We start from the raw sequence: 26,222 nt of genomic DNA, 5'->3' as shown, positions 1-26,222 counted from the left end.
AACAAAAGGCGTTATTGTTGCTTTTGCTTTTCGGTTTTAAAAACTTCATTACGACGTGCTTGACCATCACGTTGGATACTTTGCATATATAAATTACGTGTAAACTCATAAGGGTTTTCAACATCAGTTAATACCTGGGGATACTTAGCTAAAATAGGCGTTTGTGCTTGAATACCATCAACCAATAATAATTGTTGAGCTGCCCTCTTATCATTAATAAAATTAAGAGGATGTGCTAAGTAGTTGAACGATAATGATGCTGTATCACGTAAGTCTGAAGGCCCAAGTAAAGGTAAAACAAGATAAACACCATGTCCGACGCCATAAGAAGCAAGAGTTTCTCCAAAAGTTGTTTTATCACGTTCCAGTTCCATCATGCTGTTGGCGGGGTCAAATAAACCAAACAAACCTATGGTACTATTTACCAACACTCGAGCAAGACTGTTACCCGATTTAGAAAGCTCTCCTTGAAATAAATGATTTAACGCGTAAAGCGGTTCACGTAAATTGTAAAAAAAGTTTCGAATACTTTGATCAACAGGCAAAGGAACAACTTTTTGATAACCTACTGCGAAGGGGCTAAGTACGTAGCGATATACTTTATCATTAAATTTAAAAATGGGCTCATTGATAAATCGTAATGAATCTTCTGGCTCTTCATAGCTGATGACGCTTGGGATATTTTCTTCAGCCGCTATTTCATAGGGGCCTTTTAAGGGGGATTCACTTATTATAGCTTTTTCAACAACGGCCTCATCGTTTAAAGATGAGCACCCTACTACCTGTGTCAAAAATAATAAGAATAAAGTACTTTGTGCTAGGTTTTTAATAAACCTCGATAAATTAAATTTTTTAGTATTATTGATACTTGTCATTCTAAATCCTTGGAATTTGAACAAACTATGGATAACTCATAGTGTTAAATATGACATACCTCTAATGACTTGTGGTTGTTTATTTTAAGATAAATCGTTTATTTAACACGTCACTAATTATTTGCTTTTTTGTACCTTAGTCCAAGGTTCTGTACAAAAAAGCAATAATGTTGTTTGCTTGCGCTAATAATTGATTAATCCTATTGTCATTAATTTTTTTGTAATGGATTAAATTAAGAAGCGTAACGTTTTCATATTTTACTGGCGTTGCTATATATGGGTAAATATTTGATAAAAATTTTCTCCACTTATAGCATTCCTTAAAGAGACAAAAGATGAATATTGTCTCTTTCATAAAATAGTGCCTAAAAAACACTTAATCTAGATAGCAGAGCTAAATTATTAAGCTATTAAAACTTTAACACCCATAAATTTAACTGAGATTAATATCAACGTCTTCAACCGGAGAAATATAGCCTTGATAACCCTCTGCTTTTAATGAATTAAAATCTGCTAATTGCGCTTGGTCTTCAATTCCAGTAATAATAACCGAGATATTCAGTCCTTTCGCCACATTGACTAGCGCACGGCAAAGTTCTTTATTGTGATTTAACTTCTCATAATAAGCGAAAGATAAGTCTAATTTTATATAATTAGGTAAGAGTTTTTGTAAATATTCTAAAGAGCCAATTTGACGACCACACTGGTCAATACCTATCTTAGCACCCGCTGCTCTTACAATTTCTGCTAGCTGATAACATTGCTCAAACGAGGTTATGGCTGCTGATTCGGGTATTTCAAAAGAAATACGTTCGGCATAGGCGGATTGCTTAAGGTATTGCGCTAACCATTGAATAAATTGTGGATCTTTTAAACTATCATGCGTTAAATTAATCGCGATGCCCTCATCTGCAAGGGCCAAAATATTCTGCTGTTCGATTGACTGCAATAAACATCTGTCTAGCTGAGCACCTAACGATAACAACTCTATAAATGGCATAAACTCAGATGCGGTGACAATTTGTTTGTCTATGTATAAACGACAATATATTTCGCGCTGAATAACTTGTTGAGTCGTCATAGCTAAAATTGGCTGCCATTGAAAACTAAAATGGTTGTTATTAATAGAATCAACCAATTTACTGCGCCATTGTTCACGGCTATATTTTTGTGGTTGATCCGCATCTATCCAATGACTTATTTTATGCTCGCGTTGTGCTTGTTGTAGTGCATTATCAGATTGAGATAACAAGTCAGCCGAATTCATGTTATCAATGCGTTGACTAACACCTAAGGCAAAACGAGTATTAGGTGTGCAACCTGCTTTCGCTATCTCTTGATTAATGATCCGAATTAATGACTGTAAGTAGACTTTTATGACACTTTTTTCTGCTTTAGTGATCAAAAATGCAAATTCGGTGTTGGCAATTCGTGCAATAATACATTCGCTGATTTCTGGCAACTCGGCTTGCATTCGTTTTGACACAACTTTAATAATTTCATCTCGGCCTTGATAGCCATACTTACTATGAACATCTTCAAGCCAATCAAACTTAGCTAAAATAAGTCCGCCAAAACCAGGCTCATTTAACCAATTATTGATTTGTGCAGACAAATATTGTCGATTAGGCAATTGAGAAACCTGATCGATAAATTTATCTTCTTTTAATTCATTAACCTCTTCATCCAAGGTCGAAAATATTTGTTTTAACTGTCCTGACATCGAATTAATCGCGCCAACGACATCTTGTAATTCTATAGTTTTTGGTAACTCAAGGTCTTGACCAAACTTACGTTGTGAAATATTTTTCGCGTGTATAGCTACATTATGTAACGGTTTTAAAATTCGGTTCAATTTGAACCTTAAAACAATAATAGAAAGAATAAAAAGCAAAGATAAAATCATCAAAGTGTCATTCATCACCCGCCATAATTCTTGATAACCCAACGCGGGATGACCTTCGATTTCAATTGTTGCTAGTTGCAACCAACCTGAGGTAATTAAACTTTCTTTCTTTTGTATGGCAAATAAATCTAGATTTATAAACCATTGTGGAACCCCTTCAATAACAATTGGGTTTTCCCAAATTTGTTCTTTGCCATCAACTAGCCATTTAAGGGTCACCTTGCGATAGAAACTGCCTTCAAAAATGACATTAACCAAGGTTTCTGCTGTGGCTACATCTCCGGTTTCAATATGAGGCCTCAACATTAAACCTAACGAAGTTATAGTGTTGTTTAAATCAGAATCCATCTGCTGATTCATAAAGTCGCGGGTTTGTGTAAATTGAAAATAAACTAAACTGGTCATAACTAGTAAAAAAAGTGCGAACAGTAATGAGTTTATTTCTCTAAATAGGGTCATGGTCTTAAAACTCCATTTTAATTTTGGGTTGTTTAAGTTTTGAAGTAGTTATACGCTGTCTTAAGTCTCGCCAAAGTTTAAGCTTTGATGATTTTCCACTAAGAATTCCTTGCCCCTTTGCTTTGTTCAACCATAATTGACTGGCATTAAAACTATATATAGGGATCAGATCGTTGCGCTGATTGGCGGGTTTTATAACACCGTCTAGATTATCTAAAATTAATGGTACGGCACTAGGCGTTTCGTAGTAAGCGAGTACCATATGGTATTGATTAAGTTTCACGGCTTTTACCATAGTGATCCTCATTTTTTCATCTGCAATACCCATCTCTAATAAGGTAAAATATTTAGCAATTGAATAGTCTTCGCAATCGCCACCATTAACACCGATAAATTCGATAGGTGTCGCCCAATAATTGCTCACCCCCCAAAGTTTACTATCATCAATAAACCTAAAAATATTAAAGAATTGATTAACTTCTTGTAATGTTTCTAAGGGTGAATGTTGAACTTTTGGTTGCATTAATTTAAACCAGGCTTTGCCTCTTTTACCTGCTCTTTCTCCATAACTTTTTTCTAATGATGAGACAATTTCTTTTTCATTAAGGGGCTGTGTAGATTGAGCAAATATAGCCGCTAAACATATTGTGGTGATGAGAAGCATTTGGATGGGCTTGATGACCATCCATTTAAAAAAAGAACTTCTTCTAATGCTACTCATTAATAATTAATTAGCTTGGTTCACTGTATAAATGGTCCATTTGAGATCATCAATTTTTTCTATATGAGATATCTCGGCCATTATACGACGATTTTCAGCATGCGCTTGTTCAGTATCTGCTAAGTTTTCTAAGCGTTCAAAGCCATAACCAATTGAAGAGATACGCTCTTCATTAATTTTAAAATCATTGATTAGTACCAAAGCAACCGCTTTAGCGCGATTATTTGACAGCACTTGATTTAATTTTGCCACGCCAACTTTACTGCTATGCCCTTCAATCACTACATTGATTTGCGGATTCATTTTAAGAAGTTCTGCTAACTTACTGATGTCTTCATTTGCTTGGTCTGACAGTTGATAAGAATTGTTAACAAATTTAACATCAATTTTAAAAGGCATTATTTTAGACGTTTGAGTACCACAACCATAATTGTCAATCGCAGCACCAATAGAAGTCCCATCACATTTTTCACGCGCTTTTACTACACCATCACTGTCATAATCAGTTAAATCATAAAGCTGCTGTACCGAGTCTTCTAATATGACTACAGGAGTATCAGCACAAGCACTAATAAATAATACTGCAAAAGCGACCACTAAATATTTTGCCGTAACATCTATTGGCTTAATTGATAACTTATTCATCGTAAGCTCCTTGTTCGTATTCGTGTTCACCTTTCCATTTTGATGATCTTGTTACTCTCAATGAATCAAGTAGCAGGCCTGTTGCATTTAACAAACGATACTGAGCGCTTAATTCATTAAAGTCTGCATCAAGGTAATCCTTACGAGCTTGAAACAATTCATTTTCGGTATCAAGCAGATCGAGAAGATTTCGCTGCCCAATATCGAACTGCTGTTTGTAGGCTGCCTGTGTATCTTTAGATGTAATAACATGTTGCTTTAGATATGTTTTTTGTAAAGCTAACATTTCAAAAGCATTCCACGAAAGACCAAAGCTTTCAGTAACTTGACGGTGAGCGTTATAATTAATTTCCTGCGCTTCTGAAATTTTATAGGCTGCACTTCGTTCGGTAGCAATGTCTTTTCCACCCGAGTAAAAGTTGTAGCGCAAGCGCAGCATTGCTGTTGCATCGTTTCGATGACCACCTACGTCAGCGCCAAATCGATTAATACCACTTTCACCACCAATATCATTGTCAGAATTCACACCGAGCTCTAAAGATAAGGTTGGGTAATATCTAGCGTTTATTGAGTTTTTAAATGAACGAGCCGCATTTATATCTTGCTGAGCAGCTTTAATTACCGGATGACGTTTTATTGCTAGAGTTAACCCTGTTGCTTTATTTTTAGGTAACATATCGGCATCAGGTACTGGTAGCACAAGATTACTCGGTTGAGTATTCGTTAAACGAATAAATTGTGACCTAGCGTCAAGATTATTATTACGCGCCGAAATCATGTTAGCTTGCGCGCGAGCTAGCCGGCCTGTAACTTGAGACAAGTCAGCAATATTACCCAGGCCTGAATCAGTACGTTCTTTTATTTGATCATAAATGACTTGGTGTGAGGCAATGTTTATTGCTGATAATTTAACAAGCTCATCTGTTTTTATAAAATTTAAATAGGCTTTAGCCACTTGTAACGCAAGATCTTCTGCATTGGCAATTAATGTCCATTGCTCAGCGCTCGCTTCGAATTTAGTTCTATCTATTTCATTACTCGTGTACATGCCATCAAAAAGAATTTGTTTAATACTAACACCAAATTCACCACGGGCTAATTCAGTTTCACCGTCATCGCCGATGGTAGCATTTCGTCTATTTCCGGGAGTATCTGTATATTCATAACCATAACCAGCAGTTAAATCAATAGTTGGAAAATAGCCTGCTGAAGCACGATTAACATCTTCTTCTTTAGATTTAAATCGTGCAAATGTCTGACGAATATCAGGATGTGTATCAAGTGCGTTTGCAACGGCTGCCTCTAAACTTTGGGCATAGCTATTAGCGGAATATAATCCCGATAAGCCTAAACACCAAACCATAGTTACTTTATTTAATTTAAACATAATGTTATTTATAAATACTCCATATTCTTATTATTATTAATTGCTATTAGATAAGCCTTACCGTTCCCTTAGTGCAGCCTCATTCGCCCGTAATATGGGGTTTAAAATATATTCTAAAATTGTTCGTTTACCCGTAATAACATCAACATCTGTTAGCATACCTGGAATAATTGGCATTTCTTTGCCATTTTTATTCTTAATGCTTGAAGCATCTGTGCGTACTCTAATAAGATAAAAACTGTTTCCCTCTTCATCCTGTGTTGTATCGGCACTTATGTGCTCTACTTTACCCGTTAACCCGCCATATCTTGTAAAGTCATAGGCAGTGATCTTAACAACAGCTGGCAACCCAGGATAAATAAACGCAATATCTCTGGGCTTAATTTTTGCTTCAACCATCAATTTATCTTCGGTGGGCACAATTTCAGCAATGGTTTCACCCGGCTTAACTACTCCACCTAAGGTATTAATGTGTATGGTTTTAATAGTACCAATAACCGGCGATAAAATTAATGCTTTCGTTACTTTATCTTGAGCACCAACCTGTGATTCATTAATTCGAGATAGTTTATTCTCTAATTCATTAAGCTCTGATCTCGCTTCTGTTCTATAAGCAAGTGCTGTTTCTCGACGATTTAAAATTGACTCTTGTATGGCAGACTTTAATTTTGGTGCTAACAAACGAACCGCACTTAATTCACCTTTAAGCTCATTCACGCTACGTTCTAACTTATAGAGTTCGATTTTTGAAACAATGTTTTTTTCTGCAAGCGGTCGTGTTAAGTCGAGTTCTTTACTGGCTATCTCATAACTTATTTTTAAGGTATTAATTTTCGAAACTAATTCAGCAACTTCTTGTTCCCTTTGTTGTATCTGCTGGGCTTGAATTGCTAATTGATTGATTAAATTGTCTATTCTTCCAGAATACTCTTCTTGTTGTCTTTCAACCATAAACTTAGCGTTTTGTTGTAAATCGTCTGGGTAAACGGGTACTTTTATATTTATTTCTATTTGTCGTTGCCAACTTTCGCTAACACCAATCAATATACTTGAAAGCTCGGCTCTAAGGCGAATGACATTCGCTCTCAGACTACTCACCTCCTGTTTTTGTTCTGCAAAGTCAGATCTAAAGCGAGTATCATCAATACTTGCAATCGGTTGCCCTTTAATTACTTGCATACCTTCTTGAACAAAGAGTTTTTGTAATACACCACCATCTAAACTTTGTATAATTTGTACTTGAGTTGATGGTATTACCTTGCCCATTCCTGAAGTAACTTGTTGAAGTTCAGAAAAATATGACCAAATAAGAAAACAAAAAAGTAATGCGGCCATTGCCCATATAGTTAACCGATGTAAACTTGGCACTTCCGTTAGCATTGCACCATATACATCGTCAGCCATTTCTAGGTCTTGTTGGCTAACCTTCATAAGTTCGCCTCTTGATTTAAATTTTCGCCTTTGAGTTGCGCTAATACTTTATCTTTTGGACCGTCAATAATCAATTTACCTTTATCTAAAACAAGAATGCGGTCAACCAATTTTAATAAATCCATTTTATGGGTAATTAATAACATAGTGCGATCTTTTGCCGTTGCATTGATTGCTTCAATAAACTTCTTTTCAGCACGAGCATCAAGACTCGCGGTTGGCTCATCTAACAGTAATATTTGAGGTGAATTTAATATCGCTCTGGCTAAAACAATTGACTGTCTCTGGCCACGTGATAATGCACTACCACTTTCCCCCACTTGTTGGTCAAGGCCTTGACTATTATGATCGGTAAAAGCACTGACACCAGACAATTGAACCGCTCTAATAAGTTGATACTCAGTAACTTGACGAGTACCAAAGAGGATATTGTCGCGGATGGTACCATGAAATAAGACAATATCTTGTGGTAAATAGCCAATGTTTTTTCGTAAGTCACTAGGGTGAATTTGCCGGTGATTTAAACCATCAAATTGAATGCTACCCTTGCTTGGCTGATAAAGACCTAATAGTAATTTAGCCAGCGTTGTTTTACCCGAACCATTATGACCAACAATGGCAATTCTTTCTCCTTGATTAATTTTTACTGACATTGGCTGCAAAGAGTCGCTTTCTGCATTAGGGTACTTAAAACTGATATTTTCAGCATTTATATTGCCGCTGAGTTTTGTTCGACTAACCAAATGAGCTTTGTCTTCAAATTCGCCTTCTTGCTCCATTAAAGTATCAAGTTGTTTCAAAGCACTTAAGGTTTGATTAGAGCGCGTCATTAGACCAGCAAGCTTAGCAATAGGAGATATAGCACGACCGGTTAACATAACAGCCGCTATAATTCCCCCCATCGAGATTAAGTTTTCCGATACCCGATAGACACCTAACACTACAACGGCGACTACTGATATTTGTACAATAAAACTCGCAAAATTTAAGACCGAATTAGTGATCATTTTAGATTTAAGTAACCAGGTCGAGGTATGACCAACCATTTGCTGCCAAGCTCTTTGCACAACACCTTCTGCGCCATTAGCTTTAATAGATTCTAAAGCGCTTAAACACTCAATCAGATGTCCATGGCGTAAACCCGAAAACTTATTACTTTCTTCTATCGCTTTACGCAGTTTAGATTGATTTAATAATGTGTAGCCAATGATAAGTATTGAGGCAATAATTGGAAACATCACTAAGTCTCCTGCAACAAGCCAAATACAAAACATAAAAAGCACAGCAAAAGGTAAGTCAACTAAGGCACTTATTGTCGCAGAAGACAAAAACTCTCTAACACTGTCAAATTCACTCAGCTGCTTTGCCATTCCGCCAACACTTGGGGAGCGTTTTTCAAGCGGTATACCAATCACTTTAGCAAATAATTTTGAAGAAACTTCAATATCAATTTTCTTGCCCGCAACATCAATTAGATAACCACGAAGTTGTTTTAAAATAAAATCAAAAATATAAGCGACACCGGCACCAATGGCGAGTACCCAAAGCGATTCAAAAGCGAGATTAGGTATCACTTTGTCATAAATATTCATCACAAAAAGTGGAGATACCAGAGCAAAAACATTGATCATTACTGACGCAATAATTACATCTCGGTATATCGATGAAGTATTCTTAATTTTCTGCCATAACCAATGTTCTTTTGAACTATTAAGATGAACATCAAAATTTCTATCACCGCGATATTGCTGCTTTATTAAAAATAAATAACCAACAAAACTCGATTCTAATTCCTCAATAGTTAACTGTTCTTCACCGCCAGTTTCAGGTAAAGAAACTGTTGCTATATTTTTTTCAATATCGAGTTCTTGTAATACTAAGGCTTTTTTATCTTTTAGCATCAAAATACAAGGTAACAACATTGAGGGTAATTCATTCAAGCCTTTACGCACTAATTTTGCACTTAACCCTGCGCGAGATGCTGCTTGAGGTAACAGCTCTGGTGTAAGATTAGCACCAGTAAGTGGTAAACCAGCCGCAAGCGCTTCAGGAGAGCAAGGGTTACCATAATGCTCTGTTATAAGCACTAAACTGTCTAACAGAGGGTCTGAACTTAACTTTTGTGAAGCGTTAATTGTCCATTGAGTTGACTGTTGCACTGTTGATTGCACCTAGTATGTTATCCCTTAAAAAAGCGAATAAGCTAATGATGTTGGAAAATACATCTCATCATTAGCTCATTGTACTTGTTATGTTTTGCTAATTAATTTACTCGACTTAATCATATCTGGTCTGAAGTGTCGAGTTCAATGGGCAATGGCACAATTTCTGATGACGCATCACTGTTCAATGTTACACCTTTATTTAAGAAATTATTGGTGATTATTGTTTCAGTATTTGAAAGCGCGTCGACCTGATCAATATTTTCTAAGGTCAAGTTTTCGTCTGCGTAGATAACTGTAACTTCAGTTTCTTGATCTGTATTTAAGTCACTTTGCGAAAATTCATCAAACATAAAAGTTTCACTCTGGCTTTGCACCAAAAGATCACTTAAATCATAATCAGTTGCAAGGCTTGGACCTTGATTGCCTAGACTTTGGCTGGTAGCTGATTCACTAAAAGACAAGTCGATAAGTTCGCCGTTAGATAAAGCAGAGCTCTCATCATTAGTATCGTTGGCGTTGTTAGCATCATTAGCATTTGTAAATGTTATGGTTAAGGTTGCATCATCTGTTTCAGCATTAACAGTATCACCATCTTGGACGGTGTAGACGATTTCAATCGATGAAGGGATGATACTAGCGTCCGTTCCAAATGGTAAGCTAAAACTATATTGCCCGGTATTATCCATAACAAAAACACCAAAACCGGTGTCTATTGTGTAGGAAGTGTTACTAGCATCAAATACGTATACTTGTCCGTCGTATACAAATTGAACTAAGGTTACAGTGCCGTCATCTGATGTATCCTGGTTATCACCGCTGCTTCCATCGTTGATAATATTCCCACCGATACCATAACGGGTAGTAACCCCTCTTCTCTCGGTAAATACAACGTTATTATAATCATCAACCGCATCAGGCGCTGAGTCATTAATACTGATAGTTACCGTTGCTGTATCGGTATCGGTGCCATCACTTAAGCTGTATTCAAAACTTGGTGGAGTAGCGCCTAAAACATAGCCCTCACTATTTTGATAAGTAAAGTCGCCACTAGCATTAATACTTAAAATACCCCCTTCGACATTAATAATAGCAAAGCCATCTGTTCCAAAGCTTAGTTCGACGCCATTAATATGAGTAATCACTAATGTTGAACCGTCACCACCATCAGTATCGATAACACCATCACCATCGTGATGAAGTATAATATTGCCTGAAACACTTTCCCCTTCATCAATATTAAAGCCATCATCAGCCGCAACCGGGGGATCGTTCACCGGTATCACGTCAATCGTCACCGTCCCCATATCGGTATCGGTACCATCACTTAAGGTATACGTGAAACTTGGCGCAGCACCCGCCGGCTCATTGCCGTTTTGGGTGTAAGTAAAACTGCCATCAGCCTTGATCAAGATAAAACCGTCTTTGATATCTACACGGGCTTCACCCGTTACTGGGTCAAAGACTAAATCAACGCCATTAACTTGAGTCACGCTCAGGCTAGCACCATCGCCGCCATCGTTATCACTCACGCCATCGCCGTCGTCATGGCTGATCACATTGCCCGAAACACTCGAGCCTTCGTTAACACTAAAACTATCATCAGCCGCAACCGGGGGATCGTTCACCGGTATCACGTCAATCGTCACCGTCCCCATATCGGTATCGGTACCATCACTTAAGGTATACGTGAAACTTGGCGCAGCACCCACCGGTTCATTGCCGTTTTGGGTGTAAGTAAAACTGCCATCGGCCTTGATCAAGATAAAACCATCTTTGATATCTACACGGGCTTCACCCGTTACTGGGTCAAAGACTAAATCAACGCCATTGACTTGAGTCACGCTCAGGCTAGCACCATCGCCACCATCGCCACCATCGTTATCACTCACGCCATCGCCGTCGTCATGGCTGATCACATTGCCCGAAACACTCGTGCCTTCGTTAACACTAAAACTATCATTAGCCGCAACCGGGGGATCGTTCACCGGCGTGACCGCAATCGTTAAGGTCGACAGATCGGTATCACCGGCACCATCGGTAATGGTGTAGCTGATCACTGGCACAGCACCGTTGAAATCGTCATTTGGTGTAAAGGTGTAGCTACCGTCTGCATTTAAGGTGACATCACCTTCCGTAAGAGTAACAGTGTCACCTGTATTATATGTATTACCATCAATGCTAAAGCTGGTGACTGTTAACGGTCCATCTGCTGTTTCAGCATTATCTAACACATTGCCTGTGGCGGTTGTATCTTCTGCAACAGAAACAGTTTCACTATCATCACTTAGATCTGAAACCGGTGTCACTGAAATTGTTAGTGTAGAACTCTGAGTATCACCAGCACCATCGGTAACGGTGTAGCTGATCACTGGCACGGCACCGTTGAAATTGTCATTGGGTGTAAAGGTGTAGCTACCGTCTGCATTTAAGGTGAGCTCGCCTTCCGTAAGAGTAACCGTGTCACCTTCATTGTACGTATTCCCACCAACCGTAAAGCTGGTAACCGTGAGTGGACCATCGGCTGTTTCAGCATTATCAAGCACATTACCTGTAGCAATTATATCTTCTGCAACAGTGACAATTTCACTATCATCACTTAAATCTGAAACTGGTGTCACTGAAATTGTTAGAGTAGAACTTTCGGTATCACCAGCACCATCAGTAACTGTATAAGTAATAACAGGCACAGCACCATTAAAGTTTTCATTTGGTGTGAAGGTATAGCTACCGTCTGCATTTAAGGTGAGATCACCTTCAGTGAGAGTAACTGTGTCACCTGCATTGTACGTATTCCCACCAACAGTAAAGCTGGTTACCGTGAGTGGACCATCAGCAGTTTCTGCATTGTCTAACACATTGCCTGTGGCTGTTGTATCTTCTGCAACAGTGACAGTTTCATTATCATCGCTCAGATCAGAAACTGGAGTTACTGAAATCGTTAAGGTAGAAGTCTGTGTATCACCTGCACCGTCAGTAACAATGTAAGTAATTACAGGAACAGCACCGTTGAAATTGTCATTAGGTGTAAAGGTATAACTACCATCGGTATTTAAAGTTAACTCACCTTCAGTGAGGGTAACGGTGTCACCTGCACTATATGTATTACCATCAACAGTAAAGCTGGTGACGGTCATTGGACCGTCTGCAGTTTCAGCATTATCAAGCACATTACCTGTAGCAATTGTATCTTCAGCTATCGTGACAGTTTCACTATCATCACTTAAATCAGAAACCGGTGTTACTGAAATGGTTAGAGTAGAACTCTGAGTGTCACCTGCACCGTCAGTAACAATGTAAGTAATTACAGGTACAGCACCATTAAAGTTGTCATTCGGTGTAAAAGTGTAGCTACCGTCTGCATTTAAGGTGAGTTCACCTTCCGCAAGAGTAACCGTGTCACCTGCATTGTACGTATTCCCACCAACAGTAAAGCTAGTGACGGTCATTGGACCGTCTGCTGTTTCTGCGTTATCGAGGACATTACCTGTAGCAATTGTATCTTCAGCTATCGTAACCGTTTCACTATCATCACTTAAATCTGAAACCGGTGTCACTGAAATTGTTAGTGTAGAGCTCTGTGTATCTCCGGCACCATCGGTAACTGTATATGTAATAACAGGAAGAGCACCGTTGAAATTGTCATTTGGTGTGAAGGTATAACTACCATCGGTATTTAAAGTTAACTCACCTTCAGTAAGAGTAACCGTATCACCTGCATTGTAAGTGCTTCCACCAACAGTAAAGCTTGTAACAGTTAGTGGACCGTCTGCAGTTTCTGCATTATCAAGGACATTACCTGTTGCTGTTGTGTCTTCAGCGGTTGTAACAGATTCATTGTCATCAATAAGATCTGATACGGGTGTCACTGAAATTGTTAGGGTAGAACTTTCGGTATCACCAGCACCATCTGTGACGGTATAAGTAATCACAGGCACAGCACCATTGAAGTTATCGTTCGGTGTAAAAGTGTAACTACCATCGGTATTTAAAGTTAACTCGCCTTCCGTAAGAGTAACGGTATCACCTGCATTATAGGTATTCCCACCAACAGTAAAACTCGTTACAGTTAATGGACCGTCTGCAGTTGCTGCGTTATCGAGGACATTACCTGTAGCAGTTGTATCTTCTGCGACACTTACGGTTTCATTACCGTCACTTAGATCAGAAACTGGTGACACTGAAATTGTTAGCGTAGAACTTTCGGTATCACCAGCACCATCGGTAACTGTATATGTAATAACAGGAACAGCACCGTTGAAATTATCATTAGGTGTGAAGGTATAACTACCATCGGTATTTAAAGTTAACTCACCTTCAGTGAGAATAACGGTATCACCTGCATTATACGTATTCCCACCAACCGTAAAGCTCGTTACCGTGAGTGGACCATCGGCTGTTTCTGCATTATCAAGGACATTGCCTGTGGCAATTGTGTCTTCTGCTATTGTGACAGTTTCACTATCATCACTCAGATCAGACACTGGAGTTACTGAAATAGTTAGGGTAGAACTCTGAGTGTCACCAGCACCATCGGTAACTGTATAAGTAATAACAGGCACAGCACCATTGAAGTTATCATTCGGTGTAAAAGTGTAACTACCATCAGTATTTAAAGTTAACTCACCTTCCGTAAGGGTAACCGTATCACCTGCATTGTACGTATTCCCACCAACCGTAAAGCTTGTAACAGTTAAAGGACCGTCTGCAGTTGCTGCGTTATCGAGGACATTACCTGTTGCGGTTGTATCTTCTGCTATTGTGACAGTTTCACTATCATCGCTCAGATCAGACACTGGAGTTACTGAAATAGTTAGGGTAGAACTCTGAGTGTCACCAGCACCATCAGTAACGGTATAAGTAATAACGGGGACGCTACCATTGAAGTTATCATTCGGAGTAAAAGTATAACTACCATCGGTATTTAAAGTTAACTCACCTTCCGTAAGAGTAACCGTATCACCTGCATTGTACGTATTCCCACCAACAGTAAAGCTAGTGACAGTTAAAGGACCGTCTGCAGTTGCTGCGTTATCGAGGACATTACCTGTTGCTGTTGTATCTTCTGCTATCGTAACCGCTTCACTATCATCACTCAGATCTGAAACCGGTGTCACTGAAATAGTTAGGGTAGAACTCTGAGTGTCACCAGCACCATCAGTAACGGTGTAGCTGATCACTGGCACAGCACCATTAAAGTTATCGTTCGGTGTAAAAGTGTAGCTACCATCGGTATTTAAAGTGAGTTCACCTTCAGTGAGAGTAACCGTGTCACCTGCATTATAAGTATTACCATCAACAGTAAAACTGGTGACAGTTAGTGGTCCATCTGCACTTTCTGCGTTATCGAGGACATTGCCCGTGGCGGTTGTGTCTTCTGCAACAGAAACAGTTTCACTATCATCACTTAGATCTGAAACCGGTGTCACTGAAATTGTTAGTGTAGAACTCTGAGTATCACCAGCACCATCAGTAACGGTGTAACTGATCACTGGCACAGCACCATTGAAATTGTCATTTGGTGTGAAGGTATAGCTACCGTCTACATTTAAGATGAGTTCACCTTCAGCAAGGGTAACCGTGTCACCTGCATTGTACGTATTCCCACCAACAGTATAGCTAGTGACGGTCATTGGACCGTCTGCTGTTTCTGCATTATCGAGGACATTACCTGTAGCAGTTGTATCTTCTGCGACACTTACGGTTTCATTATCGTCACTTAGATCAGAAACTGGTGTCACTGAAATTGTTAGCGTAGAACTTTCGGTATCACCGGCACCATCTGTGACAGTATATGTAATAACGGGTACAGCACCGTTGAAATTATCATTCGGTATAAAAGTATAACTACCATCTGCATTTAAAGTTAACTCACCTTCAGTGAGAGTAACGGTATCACCTGAATTATACGTATTCCCATTAACAGTAAAGCTCGTTACCGTGAGTGGACCATCGGCTGTTTCAGCATTATCAAGGACATTACCCGTGGCGGTAGTATCTTCTGCGACAGAAACGGTTTCACTATCATCACTTAAATCTGAAACTGGAGTTACTGAAATTGTTAGGGTAGAACTCTGAGTGTCACCAGCACTGTCAGTAACAATGTAAGTAATTACAGGCACAGCACCATTGAAGTTATCATTCGGAGTAAAAGTATAACTACCATCGGTATTTAAAGTTAACTCGCCTTCCGCAAGAGTAACCGTATCACCTGCATTGTACGTATTCCCACCAACAGTAAAGCTGGTTACCGTGAGTGGACCATCTGCTGTTTCTGCATTGTCTAAAATATTGCCTGTGGCTGTTGTATCTTCTGCAACAGAGACAGTTTCATTATCATCGCTCAGATCAGAAACTGGTGTCACTGAAATTGTTAAGGTAGAAGTCTGAGTATCACCCGCACCATCAGTAACGGTATAAGTAATAACGGGTACGCTACCATTGAAGTTATCATTCGGAGTAAAAGTATAGCTACCATCGGTATTTAAAGTGAGTTCACCCTCAGCAAGAGTAACCGTGTCACCTGCATTATAAGTATTACCACCAACCGTAAAGCTTGTAACAGTTAGTGGACCATCTGCACTTTCTGCGTTATCGAGGACATTGCCCGTGGCAGTTGTGTCTTCTGCAACAGAAACCGTTTCACTATCATCGCTCAGATCAGACACTGGAGTTACTGAAATTGTTAGTGTAGAGCTCTGTGTATCTCCGACACCATCGGTAACTGTATATGTAATAACAGGAACAGCACCGTTGAAATTATCATTAGGTGTGAAGGTATAACTACCATCGGTATTTAAAGTTAACTCACCTTCGGTGAGGGTAACGGTGTCACCTGCACTATATGTATTACCATCAACAGTAAAACTCGTTACGGTTAACGGTCCATCGGCAGTTGCTGAATTATCAAGCACATTACCTGTAGCAATTGTATCTTCAGCTATCGTGACAGTTTCACTATCATCACTTAAATCAGAAACCGGTGTGACTGAAATGGTTAGGGTAGAACTCTGAGTGTCACCTGCACCGTCAGTAACAATGTAAGTAATTAGAGGAACAGCACCATTAAAGTTATCATTCGGAGTGAAAGTGTAGCTACCGTCTGCATTTAAAGTTAACTCACCTTCCGTGAGGGTAACCGTGTCACCTGAATTATACGTATTCCCACCAACAGTAAAACTGGTGACGGTCATTGGACCCTCTGCTGTTTCAGCATTATCTAACACATTGCCTGTTGCTGTTGTGTCTTCTGCTATCGTGACAGTTTCACTATCATCACTTAAATCTGAAACTGGAGTTACTGAAATAGTTAAGGTAGAACTCTGTGTATCACCGGCACCATCTGTGACGGTATAAGTAATCACTGGCACAGCACCATTGAAGTTATCATTCGGTGTAAAGGTATAGCTACCATCGGTATTTAAAGTTAACTCACCTTCGGTGAGGGTAACGGTGTCACCTGCACTATATGTATTACCACCGACAGTAAAGCTAGTGACGGTCATTGGACCATCTGCTGTTTCAGCATTATCTAACACATTGCCTGTGGCGGTTGTATCTTCTGCGACAGTGACATTCTCATTATCATCGCTCAGATCAGACACTGGTGTCACTGAAATTGTTAAGGTAGAAGTCTGTGTATCACCAGCACCATCAGTAACAGTATAAGTAATAACAGGCACAGCACCATTGAAATTATCATTCGGTGTAAAAGTGTAACTACCATCAGTATTTAAAGTTAACTCACCTTCCGTAAGAGTAACCGTATCACCTGCATTGTACGTATTCCCACCAACCGTAAAGCTCGTTACCGTGAGTGGACCATCAGCAGTTTCTGCATTATCAAGCACATTGCCTGTGGCAATTGTATCTTCTGATATCGTGACCGTTTCATTATCATCGCTTAAATCTGAAACTGGTGTCACTGAAATTGTTAAGGTAGAACTCTGAGTATCACCAGCACCATCAGTAACGGTATAGCTGATCACTGGCACAGCACCATTGAAATTGTCATTGGGTGTGAAGGTATAGCTACCGTCTGCATTTAAAGTGAGCTCACCTTCCGTGAGAGTAACCGTGTCACCTGCATTGTACGTATTCCCACCAACTGTAAAGCTAGTGACGGTCATTGGACCATCGGCAGTTTCAGCATTATCTAACACATTGCCTGTGGCGGTTGTATCTTCTGCGACAGAAACGGTTTCATTATCATCACTTAAATCTGAAACTGGTGACACTGAAATTGTTAGCGTAGAACTTTCGGTATCACCGGCACCATCTGTGACAGTATATGTAATAACGGGTACAGCACCGTTGAAATTATCATTCGGTATAAAAGTATAACTACCATCGGCATTTAAAGTGAGTTCGCCTTCAGCAAGACTTACCGTGTCACCTGCATTGTACGTATTCCCGCCAACCGTAAAGCTTGTAACAGTTAGTGGACCGTCTGCAGTTTCTGCATTATCAAGCACATTGCCTGTTGCTGTTGTGTCTTCAGCTGTTGTAACAGATTCATTGTCATCAGTAAGATCTGATAAAGGTGTTACTGAAATTGTTAAAGTAGAAATTTCTGTGTCACCAGCACCATCAGTAACGGTGTAGCTGATCACAGGCACAGCACCATTGAAATTGTCATTTGGTGTGAAGGTATAGCTACCGTCTGCATTTAAGATGAGTTCACCTTCAGCAAGGGTAACCGTATTACCTACATTGTACGTATTCCCACCAACAGTAAAGCTCGTTACCGTGAGTGGACCATCGGCTGTTTCAGCATTATCAAGGACATTACCTGTGGCGGTTGTATCTTCTGCGACAGAAACGGTTTCACTATCATCACTTAAATCTGAAACTGGAGTTACTGAAATTGTTAGCGTAGAACTTTCGGTATCACCAGCACCATCTGTAACGGTATAAGTAATAACGGGTACAGCACCGTTGAAATTATCATTCGGTGTGAAGGTATAACTACCATCGGTATTTAAGGTTAACTCACCTTCAGTGAGAATAATGGTATCACCTGCATTATACGTATTCCCACCAACCGTAAAGCTGGTAACAGTTAGTGGTCCATCTGCACTTTCTGCGTTATCGAGGACATTGCCCGTGGCGGTTGTGTCTTCTGCAACAGTGACAGTTTCATTATCATCGCTCAGATCAGAAACTGGTGTTACTGAAATTGTTAAGGTAGAAATTTCTGTGTCACCAGCACCATCAATAACGGTGTAGCTTATCACTGGCACGGCACCGTTAAAGTTATCGTTCGGTGTAAAAGTGTAACTACCATCAGTATTTAAAGTTAACTCGCCTTCAGCAAGACTTACCGTATCACCTGGATTAAAAGTATTACCATCAACAGTAAAGCTTGTGACAGTTAATGGTCCATCAAGGCTGTCAGCGTTATTAAGCACATTGCCAGAAACTGCTGTATCTTCAACTGTTGTAACAGATTCATTATCATCAGTAAGATCTGATAAAGGTGTTACTGAAATTGTTAGAGTAGAACTATCCGTATCACCTGCACCATCAGTTACGATGTAGCTGACCACGGGCACGGCACCGTTAAAGTTATCGTTCGGTGTAAAAGTATAGCTACCATCGGTATTTAAAGTTAACTCACCTTCCGTAAGAGTAACCGTGTCACCTGCATTGTACGTATTCCCACCAACAGTAAAGCTTGTGACAGTTAATGGTCCATCAAGGCTGTCAGCGTTATTAAGCACATTGCCAGAAACTGCTGTATCTTCAGCTGTTGTGACAGATTCATTGTCATCATTAAGATCTGAAACCGGTGTTACTGAAATTGTTAAAGTTGAACTCTGTGTATCACCGGCACCATCAATAACGGTGTAGCTGACTACAGGCACACTGCCATTGAAGTTATCGTTCGGTGTAAAAGTGTAACTACCATCTGCATTTAAAGTGAGTTCACCTTCAGCGAGAGTAACGGTATCACCAGCATTATACGTATTCCCATCAACAGTAAAACTCGTTACAGTTAATGGTCCGTCTGCAGTTGCTGCATTATCTAAAACGTTTCCAGAGACTGGGGTATCTTCAGCTGTTGTAACAGACTCATTATCATCAATAAGATCTGATAAAGGTGTTACTGAAATTGTTAAGGTAGAACTATCCGTATCACCTGCACCATCTGTGACGGTATAAGTAATTGCAGGAACAGCACCATTGAAATTGTCATTTGGTGTAAAAGTGTAACTACCATCGGCATTTAAAGTGAGTTCACCTTCAGCGAGAGTAACGATATCACCAGCATTATACGTATTCCCATCAACAGTAAAACTCGTTACAGTTAATGGTCCGTCTGCAGTTGCTGCATTATCTAAAACGTTTCCAGAGACTGGGGTATCTTCAGCTGTTGTAACAGATTCATTATCATCAATAAGATCTGATAACGGTGTTACTGAAATTGTTAGCGTAGAACTATCCGTATCACCTGCACCATCTGTGACGGTATAAGTAATTACAGGAACAGCACCATTGAAATTGTCATTTGGTGTAAAAGTGTAACTACCATCGACATTTAAAGTGAGTTCGCCTTCAGTGAGAGTTACCGTATCACCTGCATTGAAAGTATTTCCATTAACAGTAAAGCTGGTTACGGTTAATGGTCCATCTGCAGTTGCTGCATTATCTAAAACGTTTCCAGAGACTGGGGTATCTTCAGCTGTTGTAACAGACTCATTATCATCAATAAGATCTGATACGGGTGTTACTGAAATCGCTAAGGTAGAACTATCCGTATCACCTGCACCGTCAGTAACGGTGTAGCTGACCAAGGGCACAGCACCATTGAAATTGTCATTTGGTGTAAAAGTGTAACTACCATCGGCATTTAAGGTGAGTTCACCTTCAGCGAGAGTAACGGTATCACCAGCATTATACGTATTTCCATCAACAGTAAAACTGGTTACGGTTAATGGTCCATCTGCAGTTGCTGCATTATCTAAAACGTTTCCAGAGACTGGGGTATCTTCAGCTGTTGTAACAGACTCATTATCATCAATAAGATCTGATATGGGTGTTACTGAAATCGCTAAGGTAGAACTATCCGTATCACCTGCACCATCAGTTACGATGTAGCTGACTACGGGCACAGCACCATTGAAATTATCATTGGGTGTAAAAGTGTAACTACCATCGGCATTTAAAGTGAGTTCGCCTTCAGTGATAGTTACCGTATCACCTGCATTAAAAGTATTTCCATTAACAGTAAAGCTGGTTACGGTTAATGGTCCATCTGCAGTTGCTGCATTATCCAAAACGTTACCAGAGACTGCGGTATCTTCAGCTGTTGTGACAGATTCATTGTCATCAGTAAGATCCGATAACGGTGTTACTGAAATTGTTAGCGTAGAACTATCTGTATCACCCGCACCGTCAGTAACGGTGTAGCTGACCTCGGGTACACTGCCGTTGAAATTGTCATTTGGTATAAAGGTGTAACTACCATCTGCATTTAAGGTTAGCTCACCTTCAGTGAGAGTAACCGTATCACCTGGATTAAAAGTATTACCATCAACAGTAAAGCTCGTTATAGTCAGAGGACCATCTGCAGTTTCAGCATTATTAAGTACATTGCCAGAAACAGGGGTATCTTCAGCTGTTGTAACAGATTCATCCGCATCAGTAAGATCTGATACGGGTGTTACTAAAATCGTTAAAGTAGAACTATCCGTATTACCTGCACCATCAGTAACGGTGTAATTGACCACGGGCACAGTGCCATTAAAATTATCAGCAGGTATGAAAGTATAGCTACCGTCTGCATTTAAGGTAAATTCACCCTCTACTAGATTAATTGTCTCTCCAGCATCGAAAGTATTACCATTAACACTAAAGTTAATCACACTTAATGGGCCGCCTGCGCTGGCACCATTATCTAGCACATTACCTGTGGCTGATGTATCTTCTGCTACAGTGACACTTTCATCAGCATCAAATAAGGCAAAGTTATCATTATTATTTTCGTTATCTAAATCACCGGGTAAAACAAAAATATTATTTTGTTCTGTTGTATCGTATCCAGCCTGCGCTAACGTTTCATCGCCTGTTCTGTTTACCGTGGCAAAACTTGTACCTTCATTACTAGTAAGACCAGCAGTTGTTTCAGGAAGCTCTGCATCAATATCAGCATCAATTAAATCTTGAATTGCTGAAATTTCATTCTGAATATTATTGATATCTTCACTATCAACACTTTCTGTATTGTTATCAGGAGAAATTATATCTACACGAATTTCATTTACCGACTCAGCTTCGTAGCTGTAGACTTTATGCTGACTTCCATCAGCATAAGCTAATAAAATTTCACTGCCTTTGATTAAATTAAGAACGGCGCCTGCTTTAACGACATCACCAACTTGTAATAGAGTATTTACAGCCACATCGGTGTGAATTTCACCTTTAACATTAATGACTTGTGCACTTTTTGGGTTGGTATAGTTTTCCATAAACAACTTCCTAATGATTTGGCTTACCACATACTCTAGACAATCTAAAAATACTGCAGCTGATTGATAACTGTAAACATACTTATGAGGTTACATATTACAAGTATTTAGACTAAAGACAATGTATTTTAGGTGGTCTTCTAATGAATTGATTAACAGATAAATTAAATAAAAAGATTAAGTTTTAATACAGAAATATTATAAAACTTAATCTTACAATAATGATTCAATGTATAGGGTCTGTATCTCAGTTAAATAGATGTTATTTATAGAGATAATACATGCAAAATAGATATTAATGTTCTGTAACAATGGCGGTATCGAGTAACACCGCCTTGATGATGATAATAAAATTATTAGTTTTTGAACCTACGAGAGACTAATCCAATTAAAGCAAGTGAGAAAATAGCAATTGTTGATGGTTCGGGCACTGAAGTAGTCACTGATTTGAAGACATGATTCATAAAGTTTCCCGCCTGTGCTCGGTCTTTAATATATGCTGAATAGTCACCAACTGTATTATAACCAGCAGCACCGGCATTATCAGTCGTTATATTTTCAGCACGAGATCTAATTGCGCCATTCTGACCAAAGCTGTCATAAAAAGCCTCATGATTAACAAAACCATCAATCGTACCTTCATAGTGAAGGTATGCTTCCCAGTTATTTGAACTCAAAGCATAAATGGCGCCACCAGCAAGTGGACCGTACAATTTGACTGCTGCTTCTAAGCCATTAAATGTTGCAACATTTTGGATAATGTTATTCTGTTTATATCTTTCACCAAGCGTTAAATCAAAGCTATTAATATACTCCCATTGGATACCAGCATTATCAGAATATAGCTGACCCTTAATTAGTCCCGCATTGGCCCTTTCTACAACAAAAAGAGATAACACACAAACTACAACAATATTTATGATTTTAGAACTCATACAACTTCCTTAAGCCCTTAATGGGTTAATAATTTGATGTCGCATAACGACATTTACTTCAAGACACTTGTGGTATGCAAGATACACACCAAAAATAAAACCCTATTTAATTCAATGGGTAACATTCAAATATAAACTTCATTTTTGATAACTGTTAAAAAACACGACACTAAATCATAACTAAAAAAATTATAATTTAATAACACCTTCGCTACATGATACCTGAATTAATAATTTATGCTAATTTTCAATTTTTATACCTTTCTCTTATGTTAGCAATAATAATATATTGTGCAGATAATACTTCTAACTCTCCCAGGTACAATTTTTTAGTCTGATTTTAAGTATTTTAAAAGATAAATACATAAATACACCATTAAACATTACCGTAACCTAGTGGTTTGAGATCACTTATGAAACCTTTCCTAACACTCATTTGTTCAAACTTTCATATATTACTAAAATGCAAAAGCTTCGTGCGTTCATAACTTCGTGTTTATATACCACTTGCTATAGAGATTTGAGCGCTATAAAACAAAAAACCATAATCTTTTGATTATCGGTTTTTCTATATTTTGTGTGAAGAATGGGACGTCTATGGGCACTGGTTTTATTCAATAAATTTCAACTAGAGTAAACTCATGATCTTTATAGATAAGAAATTAAACAGATAAATTGTCTGTTTGATTTTTATGAAGTACTCCCTAGTTACTAAGAAGGAACTGTAAAGCTACCTATCAGTACTACTTTGTATAACTTTTTGCAAAAAAATCATATTAAGGCTCAATTACCTCAGTGGTGTTCCCAGTAATGCCCAGCATATTAGTCTTTTATTAAACCCTACTATTAGATTAACTGCTACAAACTAATCAAGGTTTAAAGTTGGTTTTTAATTTTGGACTTATCCACTACTTTGCTATTATGACTGTTTTCATTTCCCTATTAAGGCAACAGCACTGCGTGGAAGTTTTTCAACTTAGAGATTATCAACAAGAAGCTGTTTCGGCGGTGCTTAAACACTTTCGAAAAACCAACGAATCTGCGGTGATTGTTTTACCTACAGGCTCAGGTAAAAGTCTGGTAATTGCCGAGCTTGCTCGGTTGGCAAAGCGAAAAATATTGGTACTCACCCATGTCAAAGAATTGGTCGAGCAAAATCATCAAAAATATGAAAGCTATGGTGTTACCGCCGGTATTTATTCGGCCGGATTAAAACTGAAAGAAACTCAGCACCAAGTCACGTTCGCCAGTATACAATCGGCAGCTCGCAATCTAGATGACTTTAGTGAGCCCTACTCCTTAATTATTATTGACGAATGTCATAGAGTTAACTTAGCCAGCACTGAGCTGGTTAAAGACAAGTCTAAAGAGCAAACACAAGAAAAAGCAAGCAAGCTGTCCAATAGTAACCAGTATCAACAAATTATTGAAAAATTGATGCAAGTTAATCCTGATGTTAAATTATTGGGTTTAACCGCAACCCCTTATCGTTTAGGTATGGGCTGGATATATAAAAAACATTACCGTGGTTTCATGCGAAGTGAAGAAAAGCGACCTTTTGAGCACTGTATTTATGAACTACCCCTTCGTTACTTAATTAAACGCCAGTATTTAACCGAACCTAATTTAGTCGATGCCACCATAGAGCATTATGATTTTAGTAGCCTGCGAGCAAACGCCTCGGGTGAATATAGTCCTACAGATATCAATCATCTATTAAATAAAAATCCCCGGGTGACTCAAGGCATTATTGAGCAGGTCATTGAGTTAGGCTATAAACGTCAAGGTATTATGATATTTGCCGCTACAGTTGAGCATGCAAAGGAAGTCTTTAGTTATTTACCCGCCAAATTGAGTGCATTAATTACCGGTGCTACCGACAATACTGAACGCGATAAGTTAATTAAGGCATTTAAGCGTAAAGAAATTAAATACCTAGTTAATGTTTCAGTATTAACCACTGGCTTTGACGCACCACATGTCGATATGATTGCGATATTACGTCCAACACAATCAGTTAGTCTCTATCAGCAAATCATTGGCCGTGGTCTGCGTTTGAGTGATAACAAAAAAGATTGCTTGGTCATTGACTATACGGGCAATGATTTTGACCTCTATCATCCCGAAGTTGGTGAGAAAAAGCCGAATAGTAAAAGTCAGCCGGTGCAAGTTATTTGCCCAAGTTGTGAATTTCCCAATTTATTTTGGGGCATTTGTGATGATGATGGATATCTAGTGGAACACTACGGCCGACGATGCCAAGGCCTGATTGAAGAACAAGGATCAGATAACCAATGTGACTATCGTTTTGTATTTAAAGAATGCCCACACTGCGGTGGTGAAAATGACATAGCTGCTCGTAACTGTTTACAGTGTCATGAAGTCTTAGTTGACCCCGATGATATGTTAAAAAAAGCACTGCAACTTAAAGATTCAAAAATTATTCGTTGCGCAGGTCTTAATTTAACGAAAGTTAGTGATAAGGGAGCTGATAAGTTAAAAATCACTTACCATGACGAGGAAGGCGTTGAACTCAATGAATCTTTTGACTTCACTAAGCCAAATCAAGTTAAAGCGTTCAATGATATCTTTTCTAAACGCCTTAGCGCTAAAATTAGTGTTCAGCTGGGCTCTACTGGATCGTTTGAAGTGACTACACTTGAACAAGCATTAAAGTTAGCTAACATATTGCCGTGTCCTGACTTTGTCATTGGTAGAAAACAAAAATTCTACTGGCGTGTCAAAAACAGACTTTTTGACTATCAAGGTAAATACCGAAAAGCCAATGAGCTCAAATAGGCTCATAACATACTACATAATAAAAAGATGATAAGCCTAATATAAAAATGAACGCACAAACTTAACCAGAGCAATTTTAAAATTAAAATCAATTGGTTATCTGAGTGTAAAGTAAAGGATATAGCAGTGCTATAAACACATGTTTAAAATTTTTAACTTCAAAAAGCAAAAAACCGCTAATCTTTCGATTAGCGGTTTTTCTTTATTTGGCGGTGAGAGTGGATTTGAACTCTACTCGAAGGTTTAGTGCTATAAACCTTATTTATAATTTCTAACTATCAAAAAGCAAAAAACCGCTAATCTTTCGATTAGCGGTTTTTCTTTGTTTGGCGGTGAAATAGAGATTTGAACTCTACTCAAGGTTTAGTGCTATAAACCCTTATTTAAAATTTCTAACTATCAAAAAGCAAAAAACCGCTAATCTTTCGATTA

The 26,222-nt window shown here is 38.8% G+C and carries 10 protein-coding genes; 1 reads left to right on the top strand and 9 read right to left on the bottom strand.

All coding sequences use genetic code 11. From position 1 onward, the window contains the following. Positions 1 to 11: 11 nt before the first annotated feature. The 9 genes from H4J56_RS06875 to H4J56_RS06835 all read right to left on the bottom strand — a co-directional run bounded on the left by H4J56_RS06875 (position 12) and on the right by H4J56_RS06835 (position 22,991). Positions 12 to 875 (bottom strand): VacJ family lipoprotein, encoded by an 864-nt coding sequence (locus H4J56_RS06875; protein WP_182259077.1) that lies wholly within the window; start codon positions 873 to 875, stop codon positions 12 to 14. Between the two features lie 433 nt (positions 876 to 1,308). Further along, the gene (locus H4J56_RS06870; RefSeq protein WP_182259076.1) at positions 1,309 to 3,240 is read right to left on the bottom strand and encodes an EAL domain-containing protein; all 1,932 of its coding nucleotides are present in this window, start codon (positions 3,238 to 3,240) and stop codon (positions 1,309 to 1,311) included. A gap of 4 nt (positions 3,241 to 3,244) precedes the next feature. Next, the gene (locus tag H4J56_RS06865; protein ID WP_259368166.1) at positions 3,245 to 3,904 is read right to left on the bottom strand and encodes a transglutaminase-like cysteine peptidase; all 660 of its coding nucleotides are present in this window, start codon (positions 3,902 to 3,904) and stop codon (positions 3,245 to 3,247) included. Between the two features lie 63 nt (positions 3,905 to 3,967). Further along, positions 3,968 to 4,606 carry an OmpA family protein gene (locus H4J56_RS06860; RefSeq protein ID WP_182259075.1) on the bottom strand — a complete coding sequence of 213 codons (639 nt, stop codon included), beginning with the start codon at positions 4,604 to 4,606 and terminating at the stop codon, positions 3,968 to 3,970. Next, positions 4,599 to 5,993 carry a TolC family outer membrane protein gene (locus H4J56_RS06855; protein WP_182259074.1) on the bottom strand — a complete coding sequence of 465 codons (1,395 nt, stop codon included), beginning with the start codon at positions 5,991 to 5,993 and terminating at the stop codon, positions 4,599 to 4,601. The genes H4J56_RS06860 and H4J56_RS06855 overlap by 8 nt, the downstream gene beginning before the upstream one ends. 57 nt (positions 5,994 to 6,050) lie before the next feature. Beyond that, the gene (locus H4J56_RS06850) at positions 6,051 to 7,424 is read right to left on the bottom strand and encodes an HlyD family type I secretion periplasmic adaptor subunit (protein WP_182222904.1); all 1,374 of its coding nucleotides are present in this window, start codon (positions 7,422 to 7,424) and stop codon (positions 6,051 to 6,053) included. Next, entirely contained in the window at positions 7,421 to 9,595 is a 2,175-nt protein-coding gene (locus H4J56_RS06845) for a type I secretion system permease/ATPase (RefSeq protein ID WP_182218377.1), read from the bottom strand. The genes H4J56_RS06850 and H4J56_RS06845 overlap by 4 nt, the downstream gene beginning before the upstream one ends. Before the next feature lie 110 nt (positions 9,596 to 9,705). Further along, positions 9,706 to 22,056 (bottom strand): Ig-like domain-containing protein, encoded by a 12,351-nt coding sequence (locus H4J56_RS06840; protein ID WP_182259073.1) that lies wholly within the window; start codon positions 22,054 to 22,056, stop codon positions 9,706 to 9,708. A 356-nt stretch (positions 22,057 to 22,412) separates the two neighbouring features. Continuing rightward, positions 22,413 to 22,991 carry a PEP-CTERM sorting domain-containing protein gene (locus H4J56_RS06835; protein WP_182259072.1) on the bottom strand — a complete coding sequence of 193 codons (579 nt, stop codon included), beginning with the start codon at positions 22,989 to 22,991 and terminating at the stop codon, positions 22,413 to 22,415. Positions 22,992 to 23,951: 960 nt separating this feature from the next. Between H4J56_RS06835 and H4J56_RS06830 the strand changes: the two genes are divergently transcribed. Continuing rightward, positions 23,952 to 25,790: a DEAD/DEAH box helicase gene (locus H4J56_RS06830; RefSeq protein ID WP_310733833.1), complete on the top strand. Its 1,839-nt coding sequence runs from the start codon at positions 23,952 to 23,954 to the stop codon at positions 25,788 to 25,790. Positions 25,791 to 26,222: the final 432 nt, after the last annotated feature.

Origin of the sequence: Colwellia sp. BRX8-4, from assembly GCF_014077345.1 — a bacterium.
Taxonomy (GTDB): Bacteria; Pseudomonadota; Gammaproteobacteria; order Enterobacterales; family Alteromonadaceae; genus Colwellia_A.
Note: the sequence above shows the minus strand (reverse complement) of the source record. Positions and strands in the feature narration are given on the sequence as shown.